This window comes from Aurantibacter sp. (assembly GCF_039941195.1).
GTDB lineage: Bacteria > Bacteroidota > Bacteroidia > Flavobacteriales > Flavobacteriaceae > Aurantibacter_A.
Genome location: NZ_JBDVFA010000052.1, coordinates 22428 through 34902 on the forward strand (window position 1 = coordinate 22428; position 12475 = coordinate 34902).

The following is a 12475-nucleotide window of genomic DNA, read 5'->3' on the forward strand; positions in this document are numbered from 1 at the left end:
GTTAAATCTCGGTTGAATTGGAATTTATTTATTTCCCGACCATTTCTTTTTTCTGATAAAGTATACTGTTACTATAACTATGAGCAGCATAACACCAAGAACTATGAAATAACCATTTTTAGCTTTTAACTCCGGCATATTTTCAAAATTCATTCCATAAATTCCCGCTATAAAAGTAAGTGGGATAAAAATTACAGAGAAGATAGTTAGTGTTCTCATAACTTCATTTAGCCTATGATTTTGTATGCTGAACATTAAGTTTATTGAACTTTCTAAATGCTGTAATTTGTGGTCAATTTCATCGGTCAGCATTTTGACTTGCTCTCTCGATTCATCAAAGTACTTTTTGTTGAACTTCTCAAAATCAAACAATTGTAGATGACTAAGCGCTTCGTTTAAACTTGTTGATGATTTTTTTATGAGGTACAATTGTTTTTTTTGATTTTCAACCATTCTAGCAAATTCAGGAGTAGGTTTTACATCATCAGGATTATCTAAACCAATATTATCTTCATTTAGCTTATCGAAGGCAGAATAATAATTGTCTGTAATCGCTTCTATTAGCAAAAAGAAAAGATAATCAGCTCCTTTTTTTCTAACAACTCCTAAATTTTCTTTAATTCTAGAACGGATATGTTCGAAATAATCTCCATGAACTTCTTGTATAGACCAGACATAATTTTCACCAACAATAAAAATTAATTGCTCAAATTTAACTTCTTCCTTATCCTCCGAGTAATATGGAGATTTTAATGTTAGAAAAAAACATTCAGATAATTCTATTACTTTGTTTCTATGGTTGTTATCTAAAATTAGATAACTTAAAAATTCATCAATTTTATTGTACGCAACAATTTTTTTTATTTGATGTGCATATTTAAATCCATAGATATTTAGCCAGCTTATTTTTCCTTCATCATCATTTAAAATAATACTATCGAGATTGTTTAATTCTTTTACTTCAGAAAAATTTGTATCGTATTGTATTAAACTACAATCATTTAGAAAACCATCTAATTGAGATTCTTTAATATCGCCAAACGGATTCGCCTTTCGACGGTTTTTTCTTCTCATGTGAAATTATTTTAACAATATAAAGTTAAGACTTAAATATCGTAATCTATTTCGTCATCAAGACCGGCGTTTTTTTCAATAAGTGCTACACCTTTTTGCAGCAGCATATTATTTGGGTAAGTAAGAATTACTCCATTATCTTTTCGTAAATGCATATGAAAAGCTGCTATATCTACTATTAAAGCTTCATCAGCAAAATCCGAATCGTGTATTTTAACACGATCTCCTATTTTAAATGGATACCAAAAAAATAAAATTATGCCAGCCGTAACGTTACTTAAAATGGACCAGTTTGCAAATAAGGCCACTCCAATCACCGCAAATATTGATGACATAACTAATCCTAATTCTTTAAAGTTTACACCCCAAATAAATATTAAAACAATAGCCCCAATAATATAGAGAAGGAATGAAATATATTTATTCACTAAATTGGTGCGAATAGTATTTTTATCCCGCAATTTGCCAATTTTTCTTATGGTTTGAGCCGATACAAAACGAAGTAAAATAATAACTGTAACGCAAATAAATGTAGCTAAAAGCTCAGATTTATTTTGAGCAAAAAATTCTGTCGTCATAATCCAAGGCTGTCTCTTAGTGGGAGATATTGATTACTGTTTTTTTGCCAGTATGGGCTTTTGATAGCCTTAATTTTTGTGGCAGTAGATGTTAGTTCTTTTTTATTGTTACCATAACCGCTTTCATAAGTTTCTGTCCATCCTTCAATTTCATATGGGAAGTTTGATTTGAAACTTATTTTTATACTTCTTTTTAATGAAGGATATGCAATTTCATAAGATGATATTTGCGCATCAGAATTTAAAGTTAAAACAGCATCGTACGCATTTAATTCTTTATGCGAAAGGCGGATATATTCTAAGGAAGGAATCACTTTTTTAGAACCAACCGGAAGTTCATTCGGATTGATTCTTAATTTATTCCATAATTCATTTTCGAGAATATTTTTCTCAAGTTTCATTTCATTATCCGCTTCATTTTCAAAATACGAATGAGATTTAATTTCAAAATTTTCACGATTATTTAATTGTGAGTATGTCTGACCACACCACTCTTGTGATGAAAACGAAAGTTTAATAGCATGAGAATTATCGTAAACTGGATAAAAGCTACTGTTCATAATAGAATAGGGGTATATTCCAGTTAAATATTTTTTGGTACTATTTAATTTTAAAACAGGAATATTATTCGAGTTGTTGCTGTCTGCCTTTGTTTGTTTTTTAGCTAAAAAGGGCTCGGTAACATAAATTAAAACTGCTGTTCCTTCACGCATTTCACCGTAACGAGCTTGATTTAATTTGTAAGATGTAATCTCAGCCTCCCCGGCGTACCAATACGCTTTAAATTCTTCAGAAAGTTGTTTCTTGGGTAAGCTCGCTATCTCATTTTCATCATTTAATGCTATTTCTTTAGAAAGTTTATCATTTCTATTATTGCACGATTCAAAAACTGTAACTATAGCAGCAATTAACACTATAGCTAATTCTAATTTTATCCACTTTTTAAACATGACATTTGTTTTTATAAAGTTACTTAAAATTCACTCATTAGTAAGGTCATTAAACATTTTATAAACTAAATGGGTTGGTAAACCAACAACATTCGCATAAGAACCTTCAATCGATTCTATTGCAATGAGTCCTATCCATTCTTGTATTCCATATGCACCAGCTTTATCATAAGGTTTAAATTGATCAACATAGAATTCTATTTCATGGTTGGTCAGTTGTTTAAACTTTACCTTAGTAGTGCAAGAATTAGTTTGTTGAACATTTTTTCTATTAAAACAAACCGATGTAATAACCTCATGCCATTGGTCGGACATAGAATGTAACATTACAAAAGCTTCTTCCTTATTTTTTGGTTTTCCTAAGGCGGTATTATTATGCCAAACTATAGTATCTGAAGTAACTACAATTTCATTTTGATTTATATCCGATAAAAACGCTTGGCCTTTGAGTTCTGCTAAATATTCTGTGATTTCATTTGCGATTAAATTTGGCGGATAGACCTCTTCAATTTCCTTCAATTCAATCTTAAAATCAATATCAAGTTGTTTAAAATATTCTTGACGCCTTGACGAACCTGAAGCCAATATTATGTCATATTTCTTGAGCTTTTCTCTGAGCATTAATTAGTCGTTTTTTGCACTGAAATTACCTTCCCAATCCCCACGCACTTTTAGTACCTGTTCTATAATATCTCTTGCACAACCTCGTCCACCATTTTTATGAGAAACATAAGCCGAAATCTCTTTTATCTGTGGAACTGCATCCTGTGGGCAGCATGGTAAAGCAATCATTTTCATAGCAGGCACATCAGGCATATCATCACCCATAAATAGAACATTTTCAGGTTTTATATTTTGCTTTTTAAGATATTCAGTTAAGTGTTCAGCTTTTAAATGAGCATTCATATAAAACTCTGTAATTCCTAATCCCTGTAATCGAATTTTAACCCCATTATTATTACCCCCAGTTATAATGCAAACATTATATCCTTTTTTGACTGCAGTCTTTAAAGCATATCCATCCTTTACATTCATGGAACGCAATAATTCACCTTCATTTGTAATAAAAACTGAGCCGTCAGTTAATACGCCATCCACATCAAAAACAAATGTGGTAATGTCGTTTAAAACAGCTTTATAACTTTTGTCCATAAGTGTTTAATATTGATTGTGTTATTTGTTTATATAGTTTTTTATGAATAGAGTTTTTTAATAAATTTTCATGATTTTGTATGGTATCTAAATCATGCCGTTTTGCAGGTCCTGTTTGTGCTATAAATGGATCTAAGGTTTTAATTTTATCAGCCGTTTCAAGAATCAATGGTTTTAATAAATCAAAAGACAAATCATTTTCTTTACATATTCCTTCAGCAATAGTGAACATGTGGTTGCTAAAATTATTGGCCACAACTGCTGCTACATGCAATGCTCTTCTCTGTTCTGAAGATACTGCAGCTATAGAATTTGATATATAACCAGCAAGAATTTTAAGTATATTAAAATCTTCAGTATTATTTGATTCTAAACATATTGGAATGTTATTAAAATTTACTTTCTTTTCTTTTGAAAATGTTTGCAAAGGGTAAAACACTCCGCAGCGTTTATTAGGAAGATTTTTAATAGCAACACTCCCAGAGGTGTGAGCAACCAAAACATTCAGATCGAGTAATTTTTTTGCTACCTCTACAATAGCAGAATCGCTTACAGCAATAATGCAAATATCAATGTTAATAATCTTTTTAGATAAATCGTCGCGACCACTAAATAAAGCTACTTCAACTTTTTTGCTAGTTTTAAAAGCCTTTGTTAAATGATATGCAACGTTACCGCCACCAATAATTGCAACTTTAATCATAATGCAAAATTAGGTATATTTTTATGCCTAACAACTTAGTATTACTAGAACAAATATCTTTCAATATCTTTTTCTATTTTTAAAGAGATATTTTAAAGATATATTTATGGATAAGACAAAAAATGAAGGCGTAAAATCGCGTAGAGATTTTATTAAGAAATCAGCTTTTGCCTGTGCATCATTTCCATTTATAAGCAGAGTAGGGGCCATAAATCCTTTAAATAATGAACTATCAAGCAACACTACAATGAATACAATTAAAAATAAAAGCATTATTGGTGGTTATGGCGATTGGGCTGCTGGTTTGGTTAAAGAAGTGCCTGAATTATCTTTTAGAAACGATAAATATAAATCTATAGATTCTTGGAAAAGTGAAGCCCTTCAAAAAGTGGAAGTATTGGTAGCAGCTCCAAAATTAAAGGTAACTTCTAAGGTTAGAATTGATAAAAAATATGTCTACGATGGTTTACAAGTTGAGGAACTTTCTTGGCAAATTTCTAGTGGGACCCAAAGAACGCAGGCGATATTGTTAAAGCCAGAAGGCGCGAAAGAGAAATTACCAGCAATTTTAGGCTTACACGATCATGGTGGAAATAAATATTTTGGAAAGCGAAAAATAACAAAGGTTTCTGATGATGGTCATCCACTAATGGCTGAACATCAAAAGCAGTATTATGAAGATTTTGCTTGGGCTAATGAAATAGCTAAACGAGGGTATGTGGTTATGGTTCATGATGTTTTCACCTTTGGTAGTAGACGTGTTTTATTAGATGAAATTGATGGAATTTTATGGGGAGGGGCTAATGCAGAGGGACTTTCAGATAAGGATTCTGAAGCAGCTGAAAATATTGAAACCTATAACAATTGGGCAACAGCACATGAACATGTGCTATCCAAGTCTCTTTTTTGTGCAGGTACTACTTGGCCAGGAGTAACTTTTGCAGAAGATCAGATAGCGTTAAATATTTTAGCCGAAAGAACCGATGTTAATGAAAATAATTTGGGTTGTGCTGGATTATCTGGCGGCGGTTTACGTACCAATTATTTAGCAGGACTTGACCATAGAATTAAATGTGCAGTAAGTGTTGGCTTCATGTCAACTTGGCAAGATTTTTTACTTCATAAAGCATTTACACATACTTGGATGCTTTATGCACCATTATTATCAAAATATATAGAATTCCCAGAATTAATTGGATTAAGAGCGCCTTTACCAACGTTGGTTTTAAATAATAATCAGGATAGTTTATATACGTTGCCCGAAATGAAAAAAGCTGATGTCATTCTCAGTTCCGTTTATGAAAAGATGGGCGCCTCAGAAAAGTATAAGGCTAATTTTTATGATGGACCTCACAAATTTGATAATCAAATGCAATTAGATGCATTTAACTGGTTTGATAAATGGCTGAAAGGTTAATTCTGTGGTGATTTTTATAATCGTAGCTTTTATTTGTTCTACTTTTGAGGTGATTTAAAAAACAGTATTATAATGGTAGATGTTACAACTAGAGCTGATGTTTTTCTATTGGTAAATACCTTTTATAATAGTGTGCGAGAAGATGATTTAATAGGTCCTATTTTTAATGGTATTATACAGAATTGGGAGCATCATTTAGATCATTTAACAACTTTTTGGAGCAATCAACTTTTTATTGAACGTGGCACTTATAAAGGTGATCCTATAGCTATACATAAGAAAGTAGATGATTTTACTAAAAATAAAATAGATGAACATCATTTTGGGCGGTGGCTTAACTTATGGATACAGACTATTGATAATCTTTTTAAAGGAGATAATGCTTTTATTCTTAAAAACAGAGCAAGAAAAATGGCAACGCACATACATTTAAATATATTTTCCGCTAGAGAAAATTAGCGAGATTTTGGCAATCACACCTCTTAAAAATTCATAAAAACCACCTATTTTTGCCGAGGCCAATACAAAGCATGTAAATAGATGATATCTAAGCTCAAGAATATACTTTTTTCAACAAGATTAACAGCGGTTCTTTTTCTGGTTTTTGCTACTGCGATGGCATTCGGAACCTTCATTGAAAGCAAGTATAGCACATCAACTGCAAGAATATGGATTTATAACACCTGGTGGTTTGAGGCTATTATGGGTGTTTTTATGATTAATTTTATTGGTAATATTAAACGCTACAATCTTTTACGATGGAAAAAGTGGCCTGTACTATTATTACATATTTCTTGGGTTTTAATAATTGCTGGTGCTTTTGTAACTAGATATATAAGTTATGAAGGTCGTATGCCAATTAGAGAAGGTAGTACAGAAAAAGTATTTTATTCCGATAAAACATATCTAACCGCTTATGTTAGCAGCGCTACAGGTGAAGTTCAAAAAACCTTGCAAGACGATTTGATTGTAACCCCAGAGGGATTAAAATCTAGTTTACCATGGACATCAGATTTTAATGGCACAAACTTTACAATTTCTTATGTAGATTTTATTAAAGGAGCGAAAAAGGGTTTAATACCAGATGAAAGCGGTAAATTATTTTTAAAAATTGTTGAAGCAGGAGACGGGAACAGACATGATCATTATTTAGAGAGTGGTGAAGTAGCAAGTATTCATGGCGTTCTATTTTCTTTAAACAAACACACTGATGGTGCTATAAATATTACTTCATCAGATAGTACCTATAAGATACAATCGCCTTTTGAAGGAAATTTCATGAGAATGGCTGATCAGCATCAAGGTAGCGTTCAGAAAGATAGTTTGCAGGAATTACAATTGCGTTCCCTTTACACAATGGCAGGAATGCAGTTTGTAATTCCAGAACCTGTGGTAAAAGGAGTTCAAGGAATTATTGAAATTCCAGAAAAGGATATAACGCCAATGGATTTAGATGCTCTGGTGGTTGAAATAGCTGTTGGTGAACAAAAGGTGCAACAGAAATTATTGGGAACAGCTGGTACTTCTAATTTCACAGATAAATTTACTGTGGGTGGTTTAGATTTTAATTTAGGTTATGGTTCCAAAATCTACGAATTGCCATTTCAAATAAAATTAAATGATTTTATCGCTGAAAAATATCCAGGAACAGAAGCGGGGTATGCTTCTTTTATGAGTAAGGTTACTGTTGAAGATGACCGATCATTCGATTATGATATTTTCATGAATAATATTTTGGACCATAAAGGTTATCGATTTTTTCAGTCCGGATTTGATCCCGATGAAAAGGGAACTATTTTGTCAGTAAACCACGATCAATGGGGAACAGGAATAACCTATGCTGGTTATTTTTTATTATACCTAGGCCTTATGGGGATTATGTTTTTTGGTAAAACTCGATTTAAAGATTTGGGTAAATCCCTAGAAAAAATGCAGTCTAAAAAAGCAAAAATGGCCGGTATTTTAATCTTTGCATTGGCTTTAAATGTGTCGGCACAAGAACATACTGCAGATGATGGTCATGATCACACTGGGGCATCAATTACAGCACCAACTCAACAACAAATAGATTCGGTTTTAAAAGCGAATATTGTCCCTGCAGAACATGCTGAAAAATTTGGAGCATTAATCATCCAAGATGAAGGCGGTAGAATGAAGCCTATTAATACCTTTTCATCAGAGTTACTGCGTAAGTTGAGTCATGGTGATAAGTTTAATGATATGAATGCTGACCAGGTTTTTTTATCGATGATGATGAATCCGCCACTTTGGTATAATACAGATTTTATCATTATAGACAAGTATCCACATGAGAATGATAGTATTCGTCATATTCTTGGAGTTGCTGAAGGTCAAAAATATGTAAAAGCGCTAGACTTTTTTGATGATAAAGGTAATTACAAATTAGAGCCAGTACTTCGTGAAGCGACATCAACGAATAACCCTGATGCTTTCGAAAAAGATGTAAAGCAAGCACATACACGAGTTAGTCTTTTAGATCAAGCTTTAGGTGGCCAAATTATTAAGATTTTTCCATTATTAAATGATGAAAATAACAAATGGATTTCAGCTGTTGAATTTAATACAGGGCAGTATCAAGTGAACGATTCATTATATGGTAATTTCATAAAAAACTCCTTGCCATATTATTTAATGACGTTGCAACAAGCGAAAGAATCGGGAGATTATTCACAAGCAGATAAATTATTAGCAGCTTTTCATCAGAATCAAAAGAATCATGGTGCAGAAGTACTTCCATCTGAGCAAAAGGTAAAAACGGAAATTATTTATAATAAACTGAACATTTTCAAACATTTATATCGCTTATATGGTTTGTTCTCTTTCCTATTATTTGTGATTTTGATATTACAAATATTTAAAGATCGTTCAATATGGCGCATGGCTGTATATGCCTTAAAAGGCACCATCTTTATTTTGTTTATGTGGCATACTGCAGGTTTAATTCTTAGATGGTATATATCAGGTCACGCACCATGGAGTAATGCTTATGAAAGTATAATTTACGTAGCATGGGCCACTATGGGTATAAGTTTGTTATTTACCCGAAAAAGTAACCTTACGATGGCTGCAGGGGCTTTTGTAACCTGTTTGCTTCTTATGATTGCTAGTTGGAACTGGGTAGATCCTGCCATAGGTAATCTCGTTCCAGTATTGGATAGTTATTGGTTAATGATTCACGTTGCTGTAATTGTAGGTAGTTATGGGCCATTAATTGTAGGAGGTATTATTGGTATGGTCAGTCTTCTTTTAATGATACTAACCACAAAGAAGAATAAAAAACGAATGGAAATTAATATTAAAGAGCTAACGATTGTAAATGAATTATCACTTACAGTAGGGTTAATAATGTTAACCATTGGAAACTTTTTAGGAGGGCAATGGGCCAATGAGAGTTGGGGTCGTTATTGGGGATGGGATCCAAAAGAAACATGGGCACTTATTTCAATTATGATATATGCATTTATAGTTCATATGCGCATTGTACCAGGACTTAGAGGTAAATGGATATTTAATTTTATGAGTTTAGCTGCAATTGGTACAATAATGATGACGTATTTTGGTGTCAATTATTATTTAGTTGGTTTGCATAGTTATGGGCAAAGTGGAGGTGCTGCAATAACTCCTGATTATGTGAAATATATGGTTCTTGCTGTAGTCACTTTAGGTGCAATAAGTTATTGGCGTTATCGTGTTCATTTCAATAAATAAGTTTATTTACCTCCATTAGCACGTAAATCTGCCAAACATAAGCTGTCGAAGTTAGGTATAATTCCCCCGCTAATCATATTTACTAATCCCTCTCCAGTCTCTGCTGTCCAAAACATTAAACAATCTTCATTGGTGCAATGTCTTCCATGTTCAACATCTTGATGGTCGGCTTGCATATCCGTACCTGCATTTACCATTCCCATTATATGACCAAATTCATGGTTTAAAACAGTGCTTTCAAGTACTGTCGAACTAGGTGATAGCGGTTGTCCACTAAAACTTTTTATTGTTTCCTCGAAAATTATAAAAGAAGTATTTCTATAGGCTACACCTAGAACGGAACCATTTTCCGTATTTTCAGAATATTCTCCATCTAAGAAAAGTCCAAAAACAGTCAGTTCACTACCATTATTATACTTCGTTCTTATTTCGTCTTCTAATGCTCTAATATCTGAAATTGTATACACTTGTTGCCCTGGAATAGAAATTGGTTTTAATTCAAATTGTATACCTTCTGGTTTGTTTAGTCTATTCGACAAAAAAGATTCAAAATTTAAGATAGTATCATCAGTCGGTTTAAATCCATCTACATAAAAAAGTTCAACTACAAGACTTTTAAAATTTTGAGCTGCAAGTAAATCATTAGCTGAATCACCAACATTTTTCTGGTTTACGCTTTTATCAATTGATTCTATTTCCTCTCCTTCTTGGATAGTATTAGCAGTCCCATTATCATTAGAACAAGATATAATAAAGAAAAATACAAGTACAATTATTAAATTGAAATACTTCATAAGTAATTAATTCTTTTTATTAAAACGACCTATAATAATGAGTTATTATACTTTAAATTGAGAATAAGCAACGTAAAGCTCTTTTACGTAAAGTTTGTAACTTTAACTTTTTATAAGTTTTTGGATATGGATAAGAATACAAAAGGAATAAATACCATTTGCACGCACGTTGGAGAAGTTGAAGACAAACAATTTAAGGGAGCAGTATCTCCATTATACATGAGTTCTTCATATGCTTTTCAAGACGTTGATGTTAAACGATATCCAAGGTATTTTAACACTCCCAATCAAGAGGGTTTGGCAATAAAAATTGCAGCTTTAGAACAATGCGAATCCGGATTAATTTTTGGAAGTGGAATGGCTGCTATAAGTACAGCTGTAATGGCATTTCTTGAAGCTGGAGACCACATTGTATTACAGGGTGATATTTATGGTGGTACTTATAATTTAGTAGTTGAGCAATTCAATAAATTCGGAATAGATTTTTCTTTTTCAAAAGGGATGAAGGAAGCTGATTTTGAGGAGTTAATAAAGCCCAATACCAAGGTTATTTATGTAGAAACCCCATCAAATCCACTATTGAAAATTACAGATTTAAGGATGATAGCAGCTTTAGCAAAAAAGTACAATCTTATTTCTATGATAGATAATACATTTGCTAGTCCTATAAATCAAATACCGGCTAATTTTGGCATAAACATTATAATACATAGTGCTACAAAGTATATGGGAGGACATTCGGATATGTGTGCTGGGGCTGTAGCATGTTCCGAAGAACATATAGAAAAAATATTTCACCTTGCTAAAAATTTAGGAGGGAGCTTAAGTGATTATACAGTATGGTTATTAGAGCGTAGTATGAAAACCATGGGGATTCGAGTGCGTGCCCAAAATGAAAATGCTCAACGTCTAGCAGATTATTTAAGTAATCATGAAGATATCGATGCAGTATATTATCCAGGTTTAAAAAGTCATGTTGGACATGAAATAGCCAAACAACAAATGAGTGGTTTTGGCGGTATGATGTCTTTTGAACTTAAAGAAGATTTAGATGCTGGTTTATTTCAGAAATCATTGCAATTAATAAAGCCGTCAATGAGCTTAGCTGGTGTAGAAAGCACTGTGCTTTCTCCAGCTGAAACATCTCATGCTCTATTAGGAGCAGAAGAACGAAAAAATCGCGGTATAGCAGATGGTTTAATACGTTTTTCCGTGGGTATAGAAGAAACAGAAGATTTAATCAGGGATATTGAACAAGCACTTATACAAATAAAAAAGAAGCAGATAGTAACTAGTTCTTAAAATAGAAAAGTAGCTTTGTCTTTTTTAAAAACTTTCCTAAGAATTTAATAATGAAATTAGATATATTAGTTTTTGGTGCACATCCAGATGATGCTGAATTAGGGGCGGGTGCAACTATTGCCAAAGAAATTGCTAACGGTAAAAAAGTAGGGGTCGTAGATTTGACAAGAGGGGAGTTAGGCACGCGAGGTACTGCTGAAATAAGAGATGTAGAAGCTGCTTCAGCTGCAAAAATTTTGGGATTATCCGTTCGAGAGAATTTGAAATTTGCTGATGGTTTTTTTGTAAATGACAAGGAACACCAGATTGAAGTGATAAAATTGATTCGAAAGTATAGGCCTGAAATCGTATTATGTAATGCTATTGATGACAGGCATATCGATCATGGTAAAGGCAGTAATTTAGTTAGTGATGCTTGTTTTTTAAGTGGATTGATGAAAATTGAAACTGAAATTGATGGTAATCTTCAAGAAAAGTGGCGACCAAAAACAGTTTATCATTATATTCAATGGAAAAATATAGAACCGGATTTTGTGGTTGATGTTAGTGGTTATATTGATGTAAAGGTAAAAGCTATTAAAGCGTATGGTTCTCAATTTTTTGATTCTAATAGTGATGAACCTAAAACACCAATTAGTAGTCAGAATTTTCTAGATAGTGTAACATATCGAGCACGAGATTTAGGCAGATTGATAAATGTTGAATATGCTGAAGGCTTTACAGCAGAACGGTATGTTGCTGTTGCTAACTTAGATGACTTAATATAGTTTCAAGTA

At 32.6% G+C, this 12475-nt stretch carries 12 protein-coding genes; 5 read left to right on the forward strand and 7 right to left on the reverse strand.

The window, feature by feature from the left end:
* Positions 1–24: 24 nt before the first annotated feature.
* The 6 genes from ABJF52_RS08935 to ABJF52_RS08960 are packed head-to-tail and all read right to left on the reverse strand — an operon-like array spanning position 25 to position 4457.
* Positions 25–1074 carry a magnesium and cobalt transport protein CorA gene (locus ABJF52_RS08935; RefSeq protein WP_348149216.1) on the reverse strand — a complete coding sequence of 350 codons (1050 nt, stop codon included), beginning with the start codon at positions 1072–1074 and terminating at the stop codon, positions 25–27.
* 32 nt (positions 1075–1106) lie between these two features.
* Positions 1107–1652 carry a mechanosensitive ion channel domain-containing protein gene (locus ABJF52_RS08940; RefSeq protein ID WP_348149218.1) on the reverse strand — a complete coding sequence of 182 codons (546 nt, stop codon included), beginning with the start codon at positions 1650–1652 and terminating at the stop codon, positions 1107–1109.
* Entirely contained in the window at positions 1649–2602 is a 954-nt protein-coding gene (locus tag ABJF52_RS08945) for a septum formation inhibitor Maf (RefSeq protein WP_348149220.1), read from the reverse strand. The genes ABJF52_RS08940 and ABJF52_RS08945 overlap by 4 nt, the downstream gene beginning before the upstream one ends.
* 30 nt (positions 2603–2632) lie before the next feature.
* On the reverse strand, positions 2633–3223 hold the full coding sequence (locus tag ABJF52_RS08950; protein WP_348149222.1) for a Maf family nucleotide pyrophosphatase: 591 nt from the start codon (positions 3221–3223) through the stop codon (positions 2633–2635).
* 3 nt (positions 3224–3226) lie between these two features.
* Positions 3227–3754, reverse strand: coding sequence for an HAD-IIIA family hydrolase (locus ABJF52_RS08955; RefSeq protein ID WP_348149223.1), 528 nt, complete (start codon positions 3752–3754; stop codon positions 3227–3229).
* On the reverse strand, positions 3738–4457 hold the full coding sequence (locus tag ABJF52_RS08960; protein ID WP_348149225.1) for a DUF2520 domain-containing protein: 720 nt from the start codon (positions 4455–4457) through the stop codon (positions 3738–3740). Before ABJF52_RS08960 ends, ABJF52_RS08955 begins: the two co-directional genes overlap by 17 nt.
* A gap of 106 nt (positions 4458–4563) precedes the next feature.
* Between ABJF52_RS08960 and ABJF52_RS08965 the strand changes: the two genes are divergently transcribed.
* The 3 genes from ABJF52_RS08965 (at position 4564) to ccsA (ending at position 9603) form a co-directional block, all read left to right on the forward strand.
* Positions 4564–5874 carry a hypothetical protein gene (locus tag ABJF52_RS08965; RefSeq protein ID WP_348149227.1) on the forward strand — a complete coding sequence of 437 codons (1311 nt, stop codon included), beginning with the start codon at positions 4564–4566 and terminating at the stop codon, positions 5872–5874.
* Between the two features lie 72 nt (positions 5875–5946).
* Entirely contained in the window at positions 5947–6333 is a 387-nt protein-coding gene (locus tag ABJF52_RS08970) for a group III truncated hemoglobin (RefSeq protein ID WP_348149229.1), read from the forward strand.
* A gap of 81 nt (positions 6334–6414) precedes the next feature.
* On the forward strand, positions 6415–9603 hold the full coding sequence (ccsA, locus tag ABJF52_RS08975) for a cytochrome c biogenesis protein CcsA (RefSeq protein WP_348149231.1): 3189 nt from the start codon (positions 6415–6417) through the stop codon (positions 9601–9603).
* A gap of 2 nt (positions 9604–9605) precedes the next feature.
* On the opposite strand, the gene ABJF52_RS08980 is transcribed toward ccsA, so the two are convergent.
* Complete coding sequence (locus ABJF52_RS08980) at positions 9606–10397, reverse strand: membrane metalloprotease (RefSeq protein WP_348149233.1); 792 nt, start codon at positions 10395–10397, stop codon at positions 9606–9608.
* Between the two features lie 126 nt (positions 10398–10523).
* Between ABJF52_RS08980 and ABJF52_RS08985 the strand changes: the two genes are divergently transcribed.
* A complete protein-coding gene (locus tag ABJF52_RS08985; RefSeq protein WP_348149235.1) occupies positions 10524–11699 on the forward strand; it encodes a PLP-dependent aspartate aminotransferase family protein in 1176 nt (391 codons plus the stop codon).
* A gap of 50 nt (positions 11700–11749) precedes the next feature.
* The gene (gene bshB1 / locus ABJF52_RS08990) at positions 11750–12466 is read left to right on the forward strand and encodes a bacillithiol biosynthesis deacetylase BshB1 (protein WP_348149237.1); all 717 of its coding nucleotides are present in this window, start codon (positions 11750–11752) and stop codon (positions 12464–12466) included.
* Positions 12467–12475: the final 9 nt, after the last annotated feature.